The 22,369-nt window shown below is 40.0% G+C and carries 25 protein-coding genes and 1 pseudogene; 5 read left to right on the top strand and 21 right to left on the bottom strand.

The features are described 5' to 3' along the window. The first annotated feature begins 108 nt into the window (after positions 1-108). Positions 109-1,332 carry a tyrosine-type recombinase/integrase gene (locus FNT16_RS19245; RefSeq protein ID WP_143873564.1) on the top strand — a complete coding sequence of 408 codons (1,224 nt, stop codon included), beginning with the start codon at positions 109-111 and terminating at the stop codon, positions 1,330-1,332. 434 nt (positions 1,333-1,766) lie between these two features. Beyond that, positions 1,767-2,003: a hypothetical protein gene (locus FNT16_RS20475; RefSeq protein ID WP_185976769.1), complete on the top strand. Its 237-nt coding sequence runs from the start codon at positions 1,767-1,769 to the stop codon at positions 2,001-2,003. Positions 2,004-2,027: 24 nt separating this feature from the next. Here FNT16_RS20475 and FNT16_RS19240 read toward each other — a convergent pair whose 3' ends face one another. The 4 genes from FNT16_RS19240 to FNT16_RS19225 all read right to left on the bottom strand — a co-directional run bounded on the left by FNT16_RS19240 (position 2,028) and on the right by FNT16_RS19225 (position 7,050). Next, positions 2,028-2,825 (bottom strand): hypothetical protein, encoded by a 798-nt coding sequence (locus FNT16_RS19240; protein WP_143873561.1) that lies wholly within the window; start codon positions 2,823-2,825, stop codon positions 2,028-2,030. Between the two features lie 618 nt (positions 2,826-3,443). Continuing rightward, positions 3,444-4,400, bottom strand: coding sequence for an ATP-binding protein (locus FNT16_RS19235; protein WP_143873559.1), 957 nt, complete (start codon positions 4,398-4,400; stop codon positions 3,444-3,446). A gap of 16 nt (positions 4,401-4,416) precedes the next feature. Beyond that, the gene (locus tag FNT16_RS19230; RefSeq protein WP_143873557.1) at positions 4,417-6,342 is read right to left on the bottom strand and encodes a hypothetical protein; all 1,926 of its coding nucleotides are present in this window, start codon (positions 6,340-6,342) and stop codon (positions 4,417-4,419) included. A 399-nt stretch (positions 6,343-6,741) separates the two neighbouring features. Beyond that, on the bottom strand, positions 6,742-7,050 hold the full coding sequence (locus FNT16_RS19225; RefSeq protein WP_143873554.1) for an addiction module antidote protein: 309 nt from the start codon (positions 7,048-7,050) through the stop codon (positions 6,742-6,744). A gap of 233 nt (positions 7,051-7,283) precedes the next feature. Here FNT16_RS19225 and tnpA (FNT16_RS19220) point away from each other — a divergent pair, with 233 nt between their 5' ends. Genes tnpA (FNT16_RS19220) through tnpC (FNT16_RS19210) form a run of 3 tightly spaced genes read left to right on the top strand, consistent with a single transcriptional unit; the run spans position 7,284 to position 9,561 of the window. After that, the gene (gene tnpA, locus FNT16_RS19220) at positions 7,284-7,592 is read left to right on the top strand and encodes an IS66 family insertion sequence element accessory protein TnpA (protein WP_143869686.1); all 309 of its coding nucleotides are present in this window, start codon (positions 7,284-7,286) and stop codon (positions 7,590-7,592) included. Next, positions 7,589-7,954 (top strand): IS66 family insertion sequence element accessory protein TnpB, encoded by a 366-nt coding sequence (gene tnpB, locus FNT16_RS19215; protein WP_143869685.1) that lies wholly within the window; start codon positions 7,589-7,591, stop codon positions 7,952-7,954. Before tnpA (FNT16_RS19220) ends, tnpB (FNT16_RS19215) begins: the two co-directional genes overlap by 4 nt. Positions 7,955-7,989: 35 nt before the next feature. Then, complete coding sequence (gene tnpC, locus FNT16_RS19210; protein ID WP_143869684.1) at positions 7,990-9,561, top strand: IS66 family transposase; 1,572 nt, start codon at positions 7,990-7,992, stop codon at positions 9,559-9,561. A gap of 274 nt (positions 9,562-9,835) precedes the next feature. Here the strand turns inward: tnpC (FNT16_RS19210) and FNT16_RS19205 are convergent, their stop codons facing one another. From FNT16_RS19205 to FNT16_RS19125, 17 genes and pseudogenes are all read right to left on the bottom strand, one after another. Further along, positions 9,836-10,135, bottom strand: coding sequence for a type II toxin-antitoxin system RelE/ParE family toxin (locus FNT16_RS19205; RefSeq protein WP_143873551.1), 300 nt, complete (start codon positions 10,133-10,135; stop codon positions 9,836-9,838). Then, positions 10,123-10,416: a hypothetical protein gene (locus FNT16_RS19200; protein WP_185976768.1), complete on the bottom strand. Its 294-nt coding sequence runs from the start codon at positions 10,414-10,416 to the stop codon at positions 10,123-10,125. Before FNT16_RS19200 ends, FNT16_RS19205 begins: the two co-directional genes overlap by 13 nt. A gap of 24 nt (positions 10,417-10,440) precedes the next feature. Beyond that, the gene (locus FNT16_RS19195) at positions 10,441-10,698 is read right to left on the bottom strand and encodes a hypothetical protein (RefSeq protein ID WP_143873546.1); all 258 of its coding nucleotides are present in this window, start codon (positions 10,696-10,698) and stop codon (positions 10,441-10,443) included. 61 nt (positions 10,699-10,759) lie between these two features. Beyond that, positions 10,760-11,152: a hypothetical protein gene (locus tag FNT16_RS19190; protein ID WP_143873545.1), complete on the bottom strand. Its 393-nt coding sequence runs from the start codon at positions 11,150-11,152 to the stop codon at positions 10,760-10,762. Between the two features lie 62 nt (positions 11,153-11,214). Further along, positions 11,215-12,333, bottom strand: coding sequence for a hypothetical protein (locus tag FNT16_RS19185; RefSeq protein WP_185976767.1), 1,119 nt, complete (start codon positions 12,331-12,333; stop codon positions 11,215-11,217). Positions 12,334-12,392: 59 nt separating this feature from the next. Further along, positions 12,393-13,046, bottom strand: coding sequence for a hypothetical protein (locus tag FNT16_RS19180; RefSeq protein ID WP_143873540.1), 654 nt, complete (start codon positions 13,044-13,046; stop codon positions 12,393-12,395). 5 nt (positions 13,047-13,051) lie between these two features. Next, a complete protein-coding gene (locus FNT16_RS19175) occupies positions 13,052-14,377 on the bottom strand; it encodes a hypothetical protein (RefSeq protein ID WP_143873539.1) in 1,326 nt (441 codons plus the stop codon). A gap of 627 nt (positions 14,378-15,004) precedes the next feature. Continuing rightward, positions 15,005-15,360: pseudogene (locus FNT16_RS19170) on the bottom strand (IS5 family transposase); the annotation flags it as partial. Between the two features lie 167 nt (positions 15,361-15,527). Next, positions 15,528-15,965, bottom strand: a complete 438-nt coding sequence (locus FNT16_RS19165; protein ID WP_143873534.1) for a hypothetical protein — start codon at positions 15,963-15,965, stop codon at positions 15,528-15,530. After that, entirely contained in the window at positions 15,966-16,235 is a 270-nt protein-coding gene (locus FNT16_RS19160; RefSeq protein ID WP_143873531.1) for a hypothetical protein, read from the bottom strand. 10 nt (positions 16,236-16,245) lie between these two features. After that, the gene (locus FNT16_RS19155; RefSeq protein WP_185976766.1) at positions 16,246-17,229 is read right to left on the bottom strand and encodes a hypothetical protein; all 984 of its coding nucleotides are present in this window, start codon (positions 17,227-17,229) and stop codon (positions 16,246-16,248) included. 59 nt (positions 17,230-17,288) lie between these two features. Continuing rightward, complete coding sequence (locus tag FNT16_RS19150) at positions 17,289-17,957, bottom strand: hypothetical protein (RefSeq protein ID WP_143873526.1); 669 nt, start codon at positions 17,955-17,957, stop codon at positions 17,289-17,291. After that, positions 17,957-19,522 carry a hypothetical protein gene (locus FNT16_RS19145; RefSeq protein WP_143873524.1) on the bottom strand — a complete coding sequence of 522 codons (1,566 nt, stop codon included), beginning with the start codon at positions 19,520-19,522 and terminating at the stop codon, positions 17,957-17,959. The genes FNT16_RS19150 and FNT16_RS19145 overlap by 1 nt, the downstream gene beginning before the upstream one ends. A gap of 61 nt (positions 19,523-19,583) precedes the next feature. After that, on the bottom strand, positions 19,584-21,155 hold the full coding sequence (tnpC, locus tag FNT16_RS19140) for an IS66 family transposase (protein WP_143869684.1): 1,572 nt from the start codon (positions 21,153-21,155) through the stop codon (positions 19,584-19,586). Positions 21,156-21,190: 35 nt separating this feature from the next. Next, on the bottom strand, positions 21,191-21,556 hold the full coding sequence (tnpB, locus tag FNT16_RS19135; protein ID WP_143869685.1) for an IS66 family insertion sequence element accessory protein TnpB: 366 nt from the start codon (positions 21,554-21,556) through the stop codon (positions 21,191-21,193). Continuing rightward, on the bottom strand, positions 21,553-21,861 hold the full coding sequence (gene tnpA, locus FNT16_RS19130; protein ID WP_143869686.1) for an IS66 family insertion sequence element accessory protein TnpA: 309 nt from the start codon (positions 21,859-21,861) through the stop codon (positions 21,553-21,555). Before tnpA (FNT16_RS19130) ends, tnpB (FNT16_RS19135) begins: the two co-directional genes overlap by 4 nt. 78 nt (positions 21,862-21,939) lie before the next feature. Further along, positions 21,940-22,293 (bottom strand): hypothetical protein, encoded by a 354-nt coding sequence (locus tag FNT16_RS19125; RefSeq protein WP_143873521.1) that lies wholly within the window; start codon positions 22,291-22,293, stop codon positions 21,940-21,942. Between the last annotated feature and the right edge of the window lie 76 nt (positions 22,294-22,369).

Genomic DNA, 22,369 nt, shown 5'->3' with positions numbered 1-22,369 from the left:
ATCGTAACTATCTATACATCCATAAAATGACCAATAACCTTTATTATTGGACATAGTGGATTTGTCAATTTAGAATAGGTTTATCGTATTTTTTGTTTTCAGCTCATCATGACAATACCAAAAGCTATTCCTTTGTTTCCATCCTATCAAGAGCTTAAAGAATTCGATTGGAAAAACTATCCCCAATTAATTGAGTTTTTTAATGGTCATCCTGACTGGTATCGCCAGCACTGGAATTGGGCAAAAGACTATTTAATTTATCTCGGCCGCAACAAGTCTGAGCATACATACATTCGCTTTCGCTCTGATGTTGAAAAATTGCTTCTGTGGTGCTTTTTAGTTTCTCAGAAACAGCTTATTGATTGCCGTAAGTCAGACATACTCGATTACTCTGAGTTTTTCTTTAAACCACCACAATCTTGGATAGCTTTAGCCAACGTGGATAAGTTTATATTGACTTCAGGCTTCTTTAAAATCAATCCTCAGTGGAAACCTTTTCGGTATATATCTGATGGTGCAGACGCCGACAAAAAGAAATATAGACCTTCACAACAGTCCATACGTGCCATGTTCGCCGCTATCAGTGGATTTTATACCTATTTGATGGAGAATGAAATTTCACTCGGCAACCCTGTGTTGTTAGCTAAAAAAGACTGCAAGCGTTTAGTTAAAGATGCTCAGATAAAAGAAACAAAACGACTTGATCAAGCTCAATGGGCATTTTTATTACATACAGCTGAAAGTATGGCATCAGATGATGCGATATATGAGAGAAACTTATTCTTGATTGCGGCAATGAAAACCATGTTTTTGCGAATTTCAGAGCTTGCAGAGCGCGACGATTGGATCCCAACTATGAATCATTTTTGGCAAGATGATGATAAAAACTGGTGGTTAAAAATATTTGGTAAAGGTAAAAAAATTCGCGACATTTCAGTACCGGATAGTTTTCTACCTTATCTGGGACGTTACCGCCTGTGGCGTGGATTGCCCGCTTACCCGGGGCGTCAAGAGAAACAACCGATCGTGGAAAAAATCCGCGGCGTTGGTGGCATGAGTGGACGTCAATTAGCTCGATTAGTTCATCAAGTACTGGATACAACGTATGATATTGCAAAATCTAAATATGGCGAAAAACATGCTCAAATCTATAAAGATGTTTCACCACATTGGTTAAGACATACAGGTGCAAGCATGGAGATTGAAAGAGGTCGAGCTTTGAAAGATGTGTCTGAGGATTTAGGTCACTCAAGCATGGCAACCACAGATTCAGTTTATATACAAAGCAGTGCCAAAAAGCGAGCTGAAAGTGGTAAATTTAGAAATGTATAGCTAAATAGTTTAACTTTTCAACTAAACAGTGATGAACCACGAAAATCTCAGATTGTATTCAAAGGCTGTCCCTGCATATAAACCACGATATTGAGGGGATTGTTAGCTAATAGTAAAGGCTATTCACAGGAGATCATTATATCCACACAATTATTGACTTAAATCCAAAATTTGACAATGACACACCTTTTTGCTTTTTAGATTGTGAAGCTTCAGCACTGAAAAACGGGTATCCGATTGAAATTGCATGGGGAGATCAGAACGGTCGATTTGATAGTTTTTTAATTTGCCCTTGCGCTGAATGGTCTATCGCTAAGCGTTGGTCGGTTGAGTCGGAAGTAATTCATAAGATCTTGCCGTCGGATCTTGAATTCGGGCTTTCTATCAGGGATGCCGCGATACGATTAAACTCAGATTTGTCTGGAAAATTGGTTATGTGTGATTCGGTTTTATACGATGGTGCGTGGTTAAATTTGTTATTTACTTCAGCTCAGATCCCGCCAAAGTTTACATTGACTGATATTCGATACTGGTATCAAGTAATAGGATCAAAAAACTCGATACTTTTTCAAGATTATCTAAACGAGAGCCAGCCAACTCACAGAGCCTTGGGTGATGTATTGCGGTATGTTAGAGCTGCCAAAAAATATATAGACGCATGTTCAGGTTGAAAAAAAATCTAAGATTGTGGTTATCTATTTACTGGTAGTATTTCTGCTTCGAACGAGCCTTCTGTCGAAACAGGATTTTATTTTTACAGAGCGTTTTTTGGCTTCAAAATAATTTTTTTCAATTTCTAGAGTAGATATTTTGTCGTATAAAAAGCGCACGTTAACGATTGCTTTGCCTGTTGGGTTTATTTTTAAATAAACTCGGGGGATATACCAACCCTGTAAACCTATCTGCAATGGAAACGGTAGGTCACCATGTTTATCGATCATATGTTGCCAGACAATAGTCTCTGCAGCATATCCGAATAACGCATATAAAACGGACATACGTTTCACGTAACCATGATAAGATTTTTTATAGGTGTGGTTACGTAACTCAAACACCAAGATACGATAACTTGGAATTACATAGTCAAAAGGCCTACAGTGTACCCTTTCATTTCTCGGGATCCAGACTAATCCCCCATCGGATGAAAGATGTAGCTTTTCAATATCAAGGTAATGTACAATCTGCTGCTCAAATAGTGTTTTAGACCTTATCAATAGGTCCTTTGAAAGTTCTAAACCGCTTATTTGATAAAACCACTTTCGCCGTGAGTGAAATAATTTACTCCAAGATCTGAGTAAACTTTGAACTAAAATTTTAGGTTTATTGTCTGAGACTTTTTGCCGGTAACAATAGTCAAATGAATTATTAATGACTAGTGGTTGCTCGATACCTTTTGAATAGTAGTGAACCAATGCTTCTACCTTTTCTATGTCTCTTGTGTGATTTAAATACGCATCTGGTATTAGAACTAATGTTGATTTTCTAGCTTTCAAAAATTGCACTCTGTTTTTGAGTATTTCGTAATGCTCGAAGCTATATCGCTCGAACATTTTAGTCGGCTCAAGCATTTTCTGGGGTATACAAAGTAGAGAACCACATTTTGAGCATCCATAACCATGATTGATTGTTTTGAAATTTATAGTTGTTTCAATAGTTGACCCACAAGTTGGACAGTGACATTCTAGGTCGACATTGTGTATTGGGCACTGATTGTTGTTTAATAGTTGGAAATAAATTGAATGGTAACTGTGCTGTAAACAGATAGGACAAAATCTGAGTGTTTTCTTCTTTGTGATAGTTAAGGGCCCTTCGATTTCTCTAATAGCACGAGATGGAAGTTCTTTAACCATTAGTATTGATGATAATAATGTTAAATACATTGAGTCTTGAGGATCTGGAAGCAATATCGGATTTATTTGACGCATACGGGGAATATCTCTGCCTATAAGCTGCTTCCATTCCTCTAACGAGGGTAAGTTTATGTAAATGAAGCGGTTTAATATGGACCAAAGTGATTCTTCTGATCTAACAAATTTTTCGCACCATACAAACCTCTTGGGGATCGCGTAATTGTAACGAACATTAGTTTTCATTATTCTTTACCACAGGATTTACCTAAACATAGTGGACATATATGAATAGAATTGGGTGTGTTGAATCGCTTCTTTAACTTGTTTAGAGTTGAAAACTACTGATTCAGCGTTTTGTGCTTGGTATGTTCTAAAAAGATAGTTAATTGCTTTACCAATATGCTCCATTGATACTTCAAGCTTTTTTACAGTATTAATTTGCGCATAAATATCCTGATATTCTTGCCAAAATAGTTCCGCGTAATCTTTTAACCTGAATCCTCGCTTAAATGCAGCGGTGAAGAAGTGTTCAGTATAAGATATCTTTGAATTAATGGGCCACTCACTATACTCATCATAATTTGTAAAGATATATTCCAATTCCTCCAATGTCCTCACACCACTAAACCTATAGTCATACAATAGAAAGCGGCCGATAATATGTGTCTCGTTTGCTGAGCAATACATAGTTTTTAGAGCATTCAATTCTTCTGTTCCAACTAGCACATAAGTCAGTCTACAACCGAAATCATCAAGCATATTCTGTATGTTGGTTAGCCATTTAAACTCATTGTCTTTTAGGTTTTGAGCTTCATCAATAACAAATAAAGCTTGTACAGATTTTAAGTTTCTTAATTCAGTTGCCATGTGGTTATAAACCAGGTCGTATCTTTTTGCCTTTGAATTGGTATTTGATATTTTTACGTACTGTCCTTTAAGCGCAACAATGATCTCATCCAAAAATCCGTTTTCTGATAACGCTGCGCTATTTTTTTTGATTAAACGAAATACTTTGACTTTTTGTCCTGTTGAGTTGTTGAAGTGATTGACTAGCCAATATTTCATGGCACGTGATTTACCAACTCTAGGGATTCCATACACATAAGCACCCGGCACCATGTTATTTACCCAAATTGACAACTGATGTAGAAAATTTTCAGTTTCAACAGTAAAAATTGCGTAATCGTCTCGCAAGATTGGGTGTATATGTTGATTCATTGTTATTTAAACCTAGCTATTTTGGGGGGGGCAACGGTTTATTGGGTTCGATTTTATCGAGTGTTTTGGTATTATGTTTTATCAGCTGATCATGTGCTTGTTTTGTGTTTGTGAGTTCATTTACATATAATTCTGAATAACGGCGGGCTTGCAAATAATTGTTGTTTTCGATGAGAGTCTGTTTAGATGTTTTTTCAATGTATTTCAAATATTCTTCGATTGGGTTAGTATTATTTCCTAGAATGATTTTTTTTTGTTTTATTAATGAGTAAATAGCCTTACGCAGGGTTATTGAATGTGGTACGTTGTTCCAAGGAAAGCTAGCTTTCAGTTTCCCAATAGGTTCTCCATTATGGTAGGCCGAGACGACTCTCAAATCTTCTTCGTCAAATTCGATTGTGATCTTTTTGTTTAAAAATTTATATGAGCTTCTTAGGACATCTGAATGATATTTAGTGTAACAAAAGTTTATATATGGGCGTACCCCCTTATTTAAATTACCTTTTACGGTAACTTCCTGAGATTGTGTGCTTAACACAGTTCCATAGTTTTCTGGAACTTTTTCCGGAAGTTTATTTGCAGACTCCATCAAAAATTGAAAATATTCCAATGGCGTGCGCATCCCAATACCTTGGTGTTCACTTGCGTTATAACCTGCAATGATTGTGTCGATTAAATAATTTAAGTCATCCACTTGTATATAATACTTTATCGCTGCTTTTTCTGGTAGGTTTCGCAACGGGTCGCTTGTTTTGGAGCCGGTTGTATTAGGCAACTTATGAAAGCTGGTTTGTTCAAGTGTTAAAAAAAATCTCTCCACAAACGGGCGATCATCTTTATTGTGACGTTTTCCAACCTTAGGAGTTATACCCATCAATCGGTGTAACTTGTTTGCAGTTGTTGCACATGTGTTTGCTAGTGCTCCATCCACTTTAAATTCTTTCCAACAAAGCCCTGCGTAACACTGGGAGAGCGCAGAAGGAAATCCCGCGTTTTGGGAATACCCTTGATATTTTCCCTCGAGTTTTTGCCAAGGCGTCAATGCATGTTTAATGCATTTCAGGACGTCACTAGACGTTACTTCTTGATTTAGAGATAAGTGATATCCGAGTATTGCGCGTGAGCAAATGTCCTCTATGGTTATTAGCCAAAGTCTTTTACAGATATAAGGCTCAACTCCACCGAAGGGATTGGGAACTAATACACAAAATATTGCATCAATTAAGTGTGCGTCACACTCTACACTATCGAGTAACATTAGTTGCTTCCTACCTGTACCGTCTGTAATTGCTAGTTTTTGCTTCGCTGACTTGCCAACTAGCTTGTAAAGATTGGGAGTGCTTGAGTTGCACTTTATTGATAGTATGTAGCTACATAGAGAACGGTAGCCAAGTGATATAGTATTAAACGGATATTGAAGCCCATTATCTAACCCAAGTTCTCTACATTTCGCAATGAACTTGAGATGAATTTCTCGATTGCTCAAGCATTTCTTACTCAAATTTTTTTTGGTAACATTCCTGAATACAAGCTCATCTACTAATTCAGCTATGTCGGGATAATTAGATAATAGTTTAGTAAAAGCACCGCTGAGACCTCGACAAACTAGCGGTTGTATATTTGTAGTCGATTGCCGTCGATATTTTTTTACCCTAAAGTATGGTAATAGTGCACAAAATCCATATATGTTGCCGTCGTCATCAACTTGTAAGCACTTCTTGACCAACCTCACAACATATGCGTTTTCAATACCTGTGGAAGATTTAATATCTGCGAGTGGCACATCACGAAAATACATGGATACTGCTTGTGCTTTCATATTGAAAGTTGATAATTGCGCGTCACTAAATCTACCATTGTCAATTGCCGGATACGGCCAATAGTTTATGTCTTGATACTTATCTGGTAGCTGTTGTCTAAAGAATTTGCTACGCGGCATCATCCCACCCGAATTTGAACACTCCTACATGAGTAAAGTCGAATCTTTCGATATGTCAATTTTTTAAGCTTAAAGATATGTAGATTTTACTTTAATATATGAGAGCTGCTTCAACCTGCTGTTATATCCAGCTGGAAACAATACTTTTGTTACATAGCGCCCTATTCGCTTGATCATGCTAAAACCAGGTTAAAGCACGCTTGTAACAAGCAATAATTGATTAAATTACTTCACAAGATCAATATTTGACTAATTTACTTCCCATTGAAATGAAGAAAATTAGTCAAATATCAGTCCCTAGAGCTTTATTCTTCTGTCTAAATATTAGACAGATTTACTTCATGGCACGATGGATAAACTGTCGTAAACGCATTACGTCTTTTACTGCATCCGGTAACCAGATCACTTCTCTGGGCATGGTTTCTCCTGCTCTGCACCCCAACCATTTAGCCAGTCTATAACTGATTGATTACTAATAAATTCCCCATTTTTTGGTTGAGTTTTACCATTAAAGGTTTTGTACATACTGTCTCGATTTAAACCCGCCTTTTCAGCAACGCTAGTAACACCATGTAGTTTAACTAATTGCCCAAGTGCAGTTACAAACGTGTTTGGGTCATCATCTTGGTAACACTCTAATAGAAATTGGTTGATTTCTTCTTGAGTTTCCATAAATTCAAATGGATTAAATTCCGTTAATTGCTCAGCCACAACCAATCCTCCAGTTCACTTAGCAACTTTTTAGCTTTTTCAACGTCTCCGACATAAGGCGTGTTGTAAGATTTATACTCTGTGCCACAGGTTGGATAATGGTGTTGTATTTTCGCTAACTATAACTTTTGTTTTTCTGGTCATTTTTATAGTAAGCGCCTAATGAACTAACGTTCTTACTTTCGAGATCTCAGAGCCGCATAATTTCCTCATCATTCACGCGAGGAAATAACATGCTCACCGCTAAACAAGAATACTGGCAAACACATATCGAACAATGGCAAGCATCAGGGCTTACTCAAGCGGCTTATTGTCGTCAGCATAATTTATGTCAAAACGGCTTAAGCTATCATAAGCATAAATTGGCTAACTTACCCAGCCATGTTAATTCCGTGACCAACGGATTTGCTCGTGTCCAAGTCATGGAAAGCTATACAACCAGTCAACCACTGAGCGTTCATCTGAATAACGGCCTCAAGGTCAGTGGTATTACACACCAAAACCTTGAGCTGGTTAAACAGTTGGCCCAGGTGTTGTCATGAACCAAGTGATGCGCCCCAACATCTCACTGACACAAGTCTACCTTTATTGTCAGCCCGTTGATTTTAGAAAATCCTTTCGCGGGTTATCTGCCATTATTGAATGTGAGCTTGGCCACAATCCATTTGAAGGTCACTTATACGCCTTCACCAATCGCCAGCGTAATAAAATAAAGTGCCTCTTTTGGGAAAACAACGGTTTCGTGCTCTATTACAAGAGTTTAGCCGAAGAAAAATTCCAGTGGCCACGCAACAATGAAGAGATGATAACTTTAACCGGACAGCAGATAAATTGGTTACTCGATGGCTATGATATTAGTGCTATGCAAGGCCATAAAAAACTTCATTATGAGGCTGTTTTTTAGGGCTTTTTGACGCTCACTTTGCTATAATACCCGCCATGAAAATGTCGCCCAAAGCTCAATCAAATCAAGCTTCTACATCTGTCGAAACTACGACTGAGATGGCAGCCTTGCTGTCTGAAAAAGACGACATTATCGACAAAAAATCAGAAGTGATTGCTTGGCAACAACAGCGTATCGCTTTGTTAGAAGAATACCTCAACCTTGCTAACCAAAAACGTTTTGGGTCTAGCAGTGAACAAACCACAGCTGAGCAAGGTAACTTGTTTAACGAAGCTGAAATCACCGCAGAGCCAGAGCAAGAAGAACTGCTTTTACCTGATACCGCTTCAAAAACCAAAACAGGGCGTAAACCTTTCTCTGATAAATTACCACGCGAACAAGTATTCGCTTATTTATCTGAAAAAGACAAAGCCGGTGCCATTGATACCTTCTTTGTAAAAGTCCGAGAAGAGCTAGACATCATCCCTGCTCAAGTGCGTGTGCTGGAATACATGCAAGAAAAAGCCGTGTTTAAAGATGAACAAGACAAGCGCATTATCAAAGCCGCTGAAGTCACATTACACCCTGTAGCCAAAGCGATGGGCAGTGTGAACTTAATGACCTACGTGATTGTGTCGAAATACGCGGATGGTATGCCACTGTATCGTTTAGAAAATATCATCCGCCGTTATGGTGGTGATATCTCAAGGGCGACCTTAGCGAATTGGGTTATCGCGTTGGCAAGGCAAGTTCAACCACTTATTCATTTACTCCGTGAGTATCAACATAACGGCCCACTGATAATGGCGGATGAAACTCGCATTCAGGTACTCAAAGAACCAGGCGCTTCCCCAACGGGTGATAAATACATGTGGGTCACTCTAGGCGGAGAGCCTAATCGACAATCAGTGCTGTTTGAATATGATCCTTCGCGTAGTCAGGAGGTACCCTTGCGCCTGCTGGATGGATTCACGGGAGGTTACCTGCAATCTGATGGATATGCTGGATATAATGCGGTCTGCAAAGAATATAAACTGACCTCATTAGGGTGTTGGGATCATGCAAGGCGTAAATTTAAAGAAGCTCAGATCGTGCAACCGAAAAGTAAAAAGACCAAAGTCAGTAAAGCGGATATGGCACTCAGCTATATCAACAAGTTGTATGTGATAGAGCGTAATATAAAATCATTGAGTGCTGATGGGAAATACCAAGCGCGTCAAGCGCAAAGCGTGCCTGTTCTGAACAAGTTGAAAAAGTGGTTAGACGTGCAGCGCCCCAAAGTAGTCAAAGACAGTTTAACGGGCACAGCAATGACTTACTTACACAACCAATGGGACAAATTAACGGTTTACTGTAAAGATGGCCGATTAAATATCAGCAATATCCTAGCAGAAAATGCGATCCGCCCGTTTGCTGTTGGCAGAAAAGCTTGGTTATTTGCAGATAGTCCCGCTGGTGCGCATGCGAGTGGAATACACTATAGCTTGATAGAAACGGCTAAGCTTAATGGACTTGAGCCGTATCACTATTTAAATGCGGTATTCAAAGCCTTACCATACGCAGATACGGTTGAAAAGTTAGAAAGGCTCCTGCCATGGAATTTTAAAGCCGAAAATAAAGAAAGCTAGCCCCGTAGGTTCATTGAGCGCTTACTTTTTATACCTTTAAGGTTTCGCTAATTGTAAGCTATAAATCTCTACAGTTGTATTAGACCATTACAAATTCATATGACGCACTAAAAGCCTGGCATTGAAGCTGGCCTTAATGATGTTAAAGCTGGCAAAGTGACCTGGGTTAATCAACATAATATGGTTGCGTTGTTAGATGAAATAGTCGCAAAAGCAAAGCAACTATAGAAATGAAGAGGACACAAAAAAAGATCATTGATTCTTTTTGGAGGGCTTAGATTTTTCTCAAAACAAGATTTTTCATCTGAGCACTGTTTAAAATATGCGCGATATGTACCGCATCTTGAGTTTCATCATAGCGGTAATACACATTGTATTTTTGATATGGAAAACAACGAATATCAAGTTTACCCGTCAACGGAAAGGCATATGGAAAAGATGCAATTGAGTCGTAGCAATGTTGCAACAGCTCTTCAATATAGCTTCGAGCCCTGCTTGGGTTATCTTCTGCAATATATTTTTCAATTGCATCCAAATCTCGCCTCGCTTTCAACGAAAGTACTATTTTTGCCATGCGTCTAAAGGCTTATCAAGTACAGATTTAATATTATCAGGGGTGATTTCCATGGCGCGCCCAGCTTCAATGTCGGCTAAACCTTCATCAATGCTATCGCTGATCTTCTGTTTAACCAGTGCTTCAAACGCTTCATAAATCACATCCTCAGGCGATTTATACCCACCTAAAGACATTTCATTTTGGATCATTTCTGCTGCTGTGCCGTGAATGGTAATATCCATTGTGCCACCTTGTTGATTACTTACTCTCATATTGAATAGTTTAACAGCTAAAGTCATACGCTTCTATCTAACTCAGATGCGCTAAAAATCAAATAATGAAATTAATACCGTTCTGGTAACGTGAACGTGCCCATCATTGTCGTAAGCACCGTGAATACCACTAAATCCACGCTTACCGCTTCCGCCTGACGAGCCAGTGTCATCTGATATATCCCCAAATACGACACCTTCTTCTTCATAAACTTTTTGAATGGCTAGTTTTTTCGTTGTGTCATCAGCATTACTATTCTGGATTTCTTGGATTTTTGCAGCAGCCTTGCTACTACTATCCGATTTCATCCCCTCAACAATGCTATTGCCCAATGCATTGCCAAATTAGTCAGTCACCTGTTTTCTGTATTTAAATAGCGCGAATGAACAATATATAAACAATGACCAATGCAAATTCTTTCCAGTATGAATGATTGCGCAAAAAAGAGTGTTTATTTAAACGCTCTGGTATACTGCTTTTGGGTACTCGGAAACAACACAATCCATAAGCTATGACCAACGATAATATAAGGGTCAACAACACAAACCCTGAATTTACTATTCCCTTATGTGTTTTTATTTTTCCTAAAATGTGCAACAAGTATTCATAGAATGCTGTCGCTGTTGTCGGAAAGAAATAACTATACAGATCATATATAAGCAGTAGTTGTAATGAAATATGGAGAAAAGAAACAACAAAAATCCCCATAACCCCATCATGTTTTTTTTTATTCTTATCAACTAAATTTCTTCTATCTCGCATGCCAGCCCAATAATATAGGTAGATGTAATAACTACGTATAAATGACAACATCCCAACTCCAATTACCAATGGTAAATACTGTTTGGTCGAATAAGTTCTTCACCACTATCGAGTAGATCAACATACTGATCGACTTCTCGTTGGTATGCATTGTGCCACCCACCCTCAATTGCTTCGCCTTTATAAGGGCCGTGTTTTGCTGTATAAACAGGTAAGAAACTGTAGGCCAAATCTAACACCCCATACCCTGCAGTCAAAGGTGCTGCAGGAGTAAGTGCAACAAATGCCATTGCGGCATCAACTCTAACCTTATTATCATAAACGCTTTGTTGAATACCTGTTCCAGTAGTGGCATTTCCATAATCTTCTGCCGCAACATAAGACAGAACTGGAGCAATAAAATTCAGGCCTTTACCAGTTTTGTCAGCAATATTGTTAATGCCTGATACAAGGGGAGTCGAATTCATCAATTTATCGGAATTAGAAGCTATCGACGCATCGAAACGCCAACCCTCTATCATGGGAGTAACGTTAATATCAAGCCCACCAAGAACTTTAATGTTCCCTAAATACAGAGAGTTCGGTGCACCATATTCTAAGAAGTCGGCTAAACGGCCTGCTCCACCAACTGATTGTTGCGCGCTACCGATCCATCCATTAGTTTTCTGCCCACCAAATATAAATTCATCACGCCAAGGGCCAGGAGTTGCAGCGTAGCTCATATCAGTCCAATCCGTACCCAAGAATATGCTGCTTTCTAGATCAAATCCGTTTTTCAGCATATCAGGCAGTGGAATTTCTGGCTTAAACGTATTTTGGTATACCCACTCATCAAGCAAAGGGACTCCAACTTTTTTCGTGCCCAAATCTGTATCTAAGCTTTGTTTATACGAAACTGTATCACTTCGTCTTTGGCTTTCTTTTTGCTCTCTAACAACCTGAGCCACTTCAAAATCAGCATCAAATTTGTCTCGTTGCGCTCGGCCAGTTTTGTTGATGCTGTTTGTTGATTCTTTTTCCGCGCCAGCAGTCGTAGTTTTTGCGATATCTGCCATTGGCTCATCAATATTACCGAGCTTATCTAAATTGATTAACTTATTAGCTTTGTCACTAATGGCTTTTTGCTCTGCTGCCGTTAAATCTTTTTCAGCACTCATCCCCTCAACAATACTATTCCCCAATGCATTGCCAAATGCATAATCTATTGATTTTATTGTTCTTTAAGTATGCCTGTTACAGATTACCTGCCTTTTTTTCTTGACGCTGGTTTCCTTCTCTTGCGGCGTACATTTGCACTATTTTTGGGTTCCGTTGGAACTTCAATGTTTTTATCGGGATAATAGATAGCAACAGGTTTAGGTTTTAATCCACCTGGGGCTGTTCCGTTTGATAAATCTACAAAATAAATTGGTAAAGCTTTACCAGCACCTTCTATACCTCTCCTATACAATTTCAGATAAAGGTCGGTATATCCCATTAAACGCTGATCAATAGAAAATTTATAACCATCTTTAAAGTGAAGCTTGTATTTAGGTACAGGCATACCATATTGAGAAACAGGCAAGGGGGGGATGTCAACTTTGTCTATTTCCCCCCACTTATAATACTTGCCATTTGATAGTCGAACTCCGTTATCATCAATCTCAAGCCTAATTTTGCCACCCTCATACCAAAACTTAGTTCTTTCTAACATAAAAGCAAGAATACCAATAAAGCCTATAAAAACCTCTAGATAGCCAGTTTTTACATAGACGACAACCATAAATAAGAATAAGGCAATAATCATGACCGTAAACGGTAGGTCAGTAAAAAAACATTGCCACCATGTGAATCGGTGTAGTCTATATTGGTTTGTACTTTTTGTTGTGGATTCAATCTTTGGTTTAACAAACATGGCGCTTACCAATAACCTGAAAATATGTTATTCGAATAGTTACCCCATAGGTTACTTACCCAATCATCGGCTGATGCACCTAAATTTTTTGGCACCCAATTTGAATTGGAAAACAGCTTACTCGCGCCATGGCCAGCAATAGAACCAAAACCTCCAGCTAAAACAATATCGCGACCACTATAACGGTTCTCTTCATATTTTATCGAGTCCCAACTTTGATCAAAAAATTCAGTAAAGCCACTCCCCAATAGACCACCAAGAGCTGGATTAGTAGTTCTCCCACCTATCATTCCGCCCAAAAATCCAGTCGTGAAAGATTTGAACGGATTTGCGCCATCTAAACCTCGGTGATAGAGCACATCAGCCGCAAGGTTAGTCGCTCCATTGACGCTGCCTGATTGCATCATTGAAATAAATGTCTCTTTTGCCGCCAAGTTCCCGAGTTGGGTATTGAGTGATCCTGCCGCACCTGTTAATCCAACTCTAGCATTTTGACCTGCTTGTAACGCAACTTTTCTTAATGCAACTTTTGTTATTTCAGTTTGAGCTAAGCTCAATGGATTAGCCTGCCAAATCGCGCTTCTTGCGTAAGTGCCTGCATGTAAAACCATATCATCGGCAAGATTTACGCTGGCTCTGCCCAATGTCATTAACCCATGCCCGACTTGAGGTACCAAATTGACCATTCCACGAAGCGCCAAGTTTCCTAAAGCACCAATGCCCGTCACCAAACTCGGTAGTGTTGCAATTCCACCAACCAACTGTAATGAAACGGCTTGCAACTCGCGTGTTGTTTTCATCCCTTCATTTCGTGCAAAGGCCATTCGTGTAGCAGAATCATTCATATCAATGATATTGCCTGTAGTAACCCGGTTAGCTTTGCCGACGTTGTAGTTATGAATTCCTCTGGCTATGCCTGCTTGATAGGACGCTTCAATTCGTTGATTGCCTTGAACACTAGTAAACGCAAATTTATAGGCAAGTCCTGCTGCAGGACTGCCTTTCAAGAAATCAGCCACATGGTTAAGCACACCATCACCGTAGTTGAAAAAGGCATTGTCTGAACCATTGGATAAATAAAACCCTTTGGTTTCATCAACTCCAACAATACTTCCGTTTAATTTAGGGCCGCTACCTGACGACCCCGAACCGCCTGAGTTACTGTTGCCACCTGAACCACCATTCGAAATTGTGCCACCGTTTTGTTCAGCAACCGCTTTAGCCGCTGCATAGGTTGCCTCTTTTTCTGAAGCACCCGATTGAATCGCATTTGTGTATGCTTCTTCAGCAGTTTTTTTAGCTTGAGTTTTAGAAGTTGGTTTAGCACTCATCCCCTCAACAATGCTATTCCCCAATGCATTGCCAAAGGCATAATCTTTAATTTAGCCAATTTCTATAGGCGCTTTTTCGATTTATTTAATAGCTAGATAACATAAATAGTGTTAACAAAAACACATAAGGGAGGCATAGCTTCCACCAAGAAAACTGTCTTAAAAAACTATACTGTTCTAACCGCTCGGGTATGCTGGAAAATTTGATTTTGTAGCAACATAACAAATAAGAAAACAATATTGCTATTATCAAATGTACACTTAGCATAGCAACGTTTACATAACCTTTATGTGTTTTTAGCCTCCCTCCAATTTCCAAAAAATACACATAAAACTCATCACTTTCATTGGGATAAAAGCGCCCAAACCACATAAAGGGCACTACGCCAAGAAGAATAAAAATTAAAACCGGCCCCCCAAAACCTGCAGAACGAGAACCTTCCTCCCCATGTTGTTTGGCGTGTTTAATTGTGAACCAATAGTAAATGTATAAAAAATAGCACCGAATAAACGAAAACATATCCTATTTCACTCTCGTTTTATCGAAAAATGAATGTTGAGTGTACTGCGTCTGCCCTTTCATCATTAAGTCCATATTATTATCTAATGCTCTAGCCGTAATATTATGCCACGGCTCTTTCCAACATCTTCATCTGTTGAAGATGATGCACCTGTTCCATGCTGATGAGCTTTTACAATACTGCCATCAACAAAGAGCCAATCAAAGTCATCATCTTTTGCTAACTCATTAAAAATATTAAGTAAAATACCTTTGGCAGACCACAGGTTAAATCGTCGAAATACGGTACTCCAATCGCCAAACTCTATGGGTAAATCACGCCAAGGAACACCTGTTCGCATTCGATAAATAATCCCTTCTACAGTCATTCTATGTTCTGGTTTATCATAAATTCGACCAGTATTAAGCATTGCTCGGTGCAGGATTTTCCAGCGTTCATCTGTTGTAACATTAGTCTTGGCATAGAAAGTTGTATTTTTTAGTTTTTGGCGAAGCAAATTATACCAGCTCGTTGTGCTGTTTAAAAAACATACACGAAAGATCAACAGCTCCTAGAAGGTATATACATTTTATGTATGGGCTTACTCTATAAGTAAAAAGTTAACATTCATGGCTTTACCATGTAATCACTTAAACACCTCTATGGAGTAAGAATGGCAAAAACATTCCCGCAAAAAAAATTAACATTGCAATTACCGCAGGTGTAAGCAAATATTTTTGATCATATTTATCTAAATTTTTATTGTTTATTTCAGGATACATTTGCGGATATTTCAAAAAACGTTTGCTTCTTATACTGTAAAAATAATAAGCAATCATAGTCAATAAATAATTTACAAATAGAATGGGTATTCCAAAAGTAGAGCCAATCATAAACAAACTAAACAGAGGCAAATCCAACACCACACCAATTAGACAGAAAAATCCAGTAAAAAAAAGAAAACCATGTATACCCATGCCGAGCAAAGTAATATGCGCAAGTAGTGTTGGTGATGTATGCCTATTCTCATTTTTTTTAACGCGCAAATACCCAACATAAAACATTAAGTCTAGTAATCGAGTCATCATTTACCTTTCTATTGTCCCTAAACGGGGCTCGTATGGCTTTAATGTTTCGGTATCCCATGGGCTAATCCAGCTATCACCACCAAAATTGGTCGCTGCAAAATAACCGATAGATACAACTGCTCCAACTGGACCACCAAATACACCTATATAAGTCATTGCGATATCGGTGGCCAATTTAGCACTGTTGTACCCTAAAGTAGTTCCGCTTAAATTACCTGTGGATTGGTATTCATTGTTAAGATTTGTACCAAAGTCTATTGTTGACAGCACCACCCCACCACTAGCTACGGCTCTTCCACCCCACTTTCCCGCCGTATGCAATGCAACTATGACCTTGGTTATAACTTACCAACGTTCGGCTATTTGTAGCTTCACTGTAAGGGACTAAATCAGAGCTTACAATTGAAAATGGTCTAGTCCAACCACTGCTAGCGTTATTCGCCCAATGTGTTTTAAATTGCCAAGAATTAGATGCACCGCTCAACCCGAAAGCATTCGGATTAAGCCCAAACTTACTTGAGAAACTAAAACTTGGAATGTGTTCAGCAAATGCTAGGTACGGGGAAGCCGTAGTCATCAATTCATTGTATGGGGTCATCCATCCTGTTCCTATTAGATTTGACTGAGCTGGGGTTTGGTACGGAGAAACGTAACCACTTTTCCACGGACCAGGTGAAGTATTAATAGCCCAAGGACCAGGAAACCCGAATGCGTTTGTAACCGGGCTAACATTGTTTGCTGAGTTTAAATATTTCAACGACCAAGGACCAGCAACTCCAGCTCCATTCCTAACAGGATCTAACGTCATGGAGGGAAAATTGCCCCCATCCGCCAAATTAACCTCTATGAAGCTAGAATTACCGCCACCTAACTCGCGGAATTTACGCTGAGTTTCTTCATACGCTACATCTTTTTGATGTGCATATGTTGAGGCTTGTTTACTATACAAATCGTCGGTTAAAGTTGCATTTCTCGTTACAGCATTCTCTCGATAAGTGGCAGCTTTTTGCTCTCTAACAACCTGAGCCACTTCAAAATCTGTATCAAATTTTTCTCGTTGCGCTCGGCCAGTTTTGTTGATGCTGTTTGTTGATTCTTTTTCCGCGCCAGCAGTCGTATTTTTTGCAATTTCAGCCATTGGCTCATCAATATTGCCGAGCTTATCTAAATTGATTAACTTGTTGGCTTTGTCACTAATGGCTTTTTGTTCTGCCGCCGTTAAATCTTTTTCGGCACTCATCCCCTCAACAATCGAGTTCCCCAATGCATTGCCAAATGCATAATCTATTGATTTTATTGTTCTTTAAGTATGCCTGTTACAGATTACCTGCCTTTTTTTCTTGACGCTGGTTTCCTTCTCTTGCGGCGTACATTTGCACTATTTTTGGGTTCCGTTGGAACTTCAATGTCTTTATCGGAATAATAGATAGCAACAGGTTTAGGTTTTAACCCGCCTGGAGCCATACCGTTCTGAAGCTCAACTTCATACATGGGTAATGGCTTTTCAGCTCCGCTTATCTTACGTTTGTATAACTCATGATATAAACCTGTGTATTTTTCAAGTCGTTGGTCTATCGGAAAGCTACGGCCATCTTTAAAATGGATTCGATATTTAGGAACAGGCATTCCATATGGGCTAACGGGTAAAGGCGGAATCTCAACCGAAGCCACCTCATGCCAATCGTAGTCTTTTCCGTTGTTTAGCCGGATGCAGGTATCACTTGTAGCCAACAACACCTGACCACTTTCGAGCCAGTCTTTTGTTCGTAACACTACAAACAAGCCTAAAATACCAAGCCAAACTAACGCAAAATTAGTACCTAACTTGGAAAAATAGGATAATAGGGTCAATACAATACAGAATATATAACGAGCGTAATCCATCCAAGAGCTAACAAAACATTGCCACCAACTAAACTTATAATGTTTGTATAAATTCAATTGAGCATTTTCACTTAGTGCTGACGTGCCGATACGATTATTTGTGAACATCAAAATGACCAATTTGAAAACACATTGTTGCCATAATTTCCAATGAAACTATCAAAACTTTCATCAGCAAAAGCTCCAAAATTCTTGGGCACCCAATTGGACGAAGAGAAATATTTATTCAGTCCAAAACCAGCCGTTCCGCCTGCAATAGTAGCCAACACTAAATGATCACCATTGAAACTGCCTCGTCCCATCAGCACATCCCAGCTTTGATCTAGGGATTCAGTACTCAGACTAGCACCAGAGCCCGCAATTACGGAGTTCCTAACTCCACCAAACATAGCTCCACCGATAAAACCAGTTGTAAATGATTTAAATGGGTTCGCACCATCAACTCCGTTAAAAGCCAAATCTGCGGCTAGGTTTGTTGCACCATTAACACCACCTTGTTGAATAACCGATTGGAACGTTTTATTCGCCGCCAAGTTCCCGAGTTGGGTATTGAGTGATCCTGCCGCACCTGTTAATCCAACTCTAGCATTTTGACCTGCTTGTAACGCAACTTTTCTTAATGCAACTTTTGTTATTTCAGTTTGAGCTAAGCTCAATGGATTAGCCTGCCAAATCGCGCTTCTTGCGTAAGTGCCTGCATGTAAAACCATATCATCGGCAAGATTTACGCTGGCTCTGCCCAATGTCATTAACCCATGCCCGACTTGAGGTACCAAATTGACCATTCCACGAAGCGCCAAGTTTCCTAAAGCACCAATGCCCGTCACCAAACTCGGTAGTGTTGCAATTCCACCAACCAACTGTAATGAAACGGCTTGCAACTCGCGTGTTGTTTTCATCCCTTCATTTCGTGCAAAGGCCATTCGTGTAGCAGAATCATTCATATCAATGATATTGCCTGTAGTAACCCGGTTAGCTTTGCCGACGTTGTAGTTATGAATTCCTCTGGCTATGCCTGCTTGATAGGACGCTTCAATTCGTTGATTGCCTTGAACACTAGTAAACGCAAATTTATAGGCAAGTCCTGCTGCAGGACTGCCTTTCAAGAAATCAGCCACATGGTTAAGCACACCATCACCGTAGTTGAAAAAGGCATTGTCTGAACCATTGGATAAATAAAACCCTTTGGTTTCATCAACTCCAACAATACTTCCGTTTAATTTAGGGCCGCTACCTGACGACCCCGAACCGCCTGAGTTACTGTTGCCACCTGAACCACCATTCGAAATTGTGCCACCGTTTTGTTCAGCAACCGCTTTAGCCGCTGCATAGGTTGCCTCTTTTTCTGAAGCACCCGATTGAATCGCATTTGTGTATGCTTCTTCAGCAGTCTTTTTAGCTTGAGTTTTAGAAGTTGGTTTAACACTCATCCCCTCAATAATACTATTCCCCAATGCATTGCCAAAGGCATTTAATGCAACTTGAGCATAATTAGCATTTTGCCCACCATTCCACTGGTGGTCAAGTTTCGCTGTTGTAGCTCCAGCACCAAAGCTAGATAAACTTGCACGACCTATTCCAGCTGCACTTATTGGATCTGCTGAGCCATATTTTGAGTTTAATCCTTCAGCAATACCATGTCCAGCTAACGAGCCTGCAACTTGAGCCGCCATACCTTTCCAACTAAAACTAACATCATTATTTCCAACGTAAGCGCTCAATGAACCTACGGGGCTAGCTTTCTTTATTTTCGGCTTTAAAATTCCATGGCAGGAGCCTTTCTAACTTTTCAACCGTATCTGCGTATGGTAAGGCTTTGAATACCGCATTTAAATAGTGATACGGCTCAAGTCCATTAAGCTTAGCCGTTTCTATCAAGCTATAGTGTATTCCACTCGCATGCGCACCAGCGGGACTATCTGCAAATAACCAAGCTTTTCTGCCAACAGCAAACGGGCGGATCGCATTTTCTGCTAGGATATTGCTGATATTTAATCGGCCATCTTTACAGTAAACCGTTAATTTGTCCCATTGGTTGTGTAAGTAAGTCATTGCTGTGCCCGTTAAACTGTCTTTGACTACTTTGGGGCGCTGCACGTCTAACCACTTTTTCAACTTGTTCAGAACAGGCACGCTTTGCGCTTGACGCGCTTGGTATTTCCCATCAGCACTCAATGATTTTATATTACGCTCTATCACATACAACTTGTTGATATAGCTGAGTGCCATATCCGCTTTACTGACTTTGGTCTTTTTACTTTTCGGTTGCACGATCTGAGCTTCTTTAAATTTACGCCTTGCATGATCCCAACACCCTAATGAGGTCAGTTTATATTCTTTGCAGACCGCATTATATCCAGCATATCCATCAGATTGCAGGTAACCTCCCGTGAATCCATCCAGCAGGCGCAAGGGTACCTCCTGACTACGCGAAGGATCATATTCAAACAGCACTGATTGTCGATTAGGCTCTCCGCCTAGAGTGACCCACATGTATTTATCACCCGTTGGGGAAGCGCCTGGTTCTTTGAGTACCTGAATGCGAGTTTCATCCGCCATTATCAGTGGGCCGTTATGTTGATACTCACGGAGTAAATGAATAAGTGGTTGAACTTGCCTTGCCAACGCGATAACCCAATTCGCTAAGGTCGCCCTTGAGATATCACCACCATAACGGCGGATGATATTTTCTAAACGATACAGTGGCATACCATCCGCGTATTTCGACACAATCACGTAGGTCATTAAGTTCACACTGCCCATCGCTTTGGCTACAGGGTGTAATGTGACTTCAGCGGCTTTGATAATGCGCTTGTCTTGTTCATCTTTAAACACGGCTTTTTCTTGCATGTATTCCAGCACACGCACTTGAGCAGGGATGATGTCTAGCTCTTCTCGGACTTTTACAAAGAAGGTATCAATGGCACCGGCTTTGTCTTTTTCAGATAAATAAGCGAATACTTGTTCGCGTGGTAATTTATCAGAGAAAGGTTTACGCCCTGTTTTGGTTTTTGAAGCGGTATCAGGTAAAAGCAGTTCTTCTTGCTCTGGCTCTGCGGTGATTTCAGCTTCGTTAAACAAGTTACCTTGCTCAGCTGTGGTTTGTTCACTGCTAGACCCAAAACGTTTTTGGTTAGCAAGGTTGAGGTATTCTTCTAACAAAGCGATACGCTGTTGTTGCCAAGCAATCACTTCTGATTTTTTGTCGATAATGTCGTCTTTTTCAGACAGCAAGGCTGCCATCTCAGTCGTAGTTTCGACAGATGTAGAAGCTTGATTTGATTGAGCTTTGGGCGACATTTTCATGGCGGGTATTATAGCAAAGTGAGCGTCAAAAAGCCCTAAAAAACAGCCTCATAATGAAGTTTTTTATGGCCTTGCATAGCACTAATATCATAGCCATCGAGTAACCAATTTATCTGCTGTCCGGTTAAAGTTATCATCTCTTCATTGTTGCGTGGCCACTGGAATTTTTCTTCGGCTAAACTCTTGTAATAGAGCACGAAACCGTTGTTTTCCCAAAAGAGGCACTTTATTTTATTACGCTGGCGATTGGTGAAGGCGTATAAGTGACCTTCAAATGGATTGTGGCCAAGCTCACATTCAATAATGGCAGATAACCCGCGAAAGGATTTTCTAAAATCAACGGGCTGACAATAAAGGTAGACTTGTGTCAGTGAGATGTTGGGGCGCATCACTTGGTTCATGACAACACCTGGGCCAACTGTTTAACCAGCTCAAGGTTTTGGTGTGTAATACCACTGACCTTGAGGCCGTTATTCAGATGAACGCTCAGTGGTTGACTGGTTGTATAGCTTTCCATGACTTGGACACGAGCAAATCCGTTGGTCACGGAATTAACATGGCTGGGTAAGTTAGCCAATTTATGCTTATGATAGCTTAAGCCGTTTTGACATAAATTATGCTGACGACAATAAGCCGCTTGAGTAAGCCCTGATGCTTGCCATTGTTCGATATGTGTTTGCCAGTATTCTTGTTTAGCGGTGAGCATGTTATTTCCTCGCGTGAATGATGAGGAAATTATGCGGCTCTGAGATCTCGAAAGTAAGAACGTTAGTTCATTAGGCGCTTACTTTCCAACTAATTTGTTCGCAGCAATGTTAGCTACATAACTACCGGCGGCCATAGTCGCAGCGCCGTATGCGTCTAATGACGCCTTAGCACCTTTTTTCGCAGAGTTAAGTTTTGTAAAAGTATCAGCAGTATCTGCTCCAACCCCCATAGCGGCGCCCATACCCGCAGTCGCAACAGAGGTTAAACCTGACGATAACGCATTTTTAAGGCTAAAACTTTCAACAACGCCCATTTCTTTACCAACCACTTGTGACGCGACACTACCCATAAATCCACCGACAAAGGCTGCTGCGCCAACGGCAACACCAAACCCAGCCGCTCCAGAGAGTACAGCTGCGCCAGCAGCCATATAGCTACCACTAGCTATTGTTCTGGTCTAATGATAACGGACACTTAATTTGAGATAATACAATCATAAAATTAAG

Source organism: Catenovulum sediminis, assembly GCF_007289895.1.
Lineage (GTDB): Bacteria > Pseudomonadota > Gammaproteobacteria > Enterobacterales > Alteromonadaceae > Catenovulum > Catenovulum sediminis.
The sequence above is the reverse complement of the archived record's forward strand: the minus strand, read 5'-3'. Positions and strand labels throughout refer to the sequence as shown.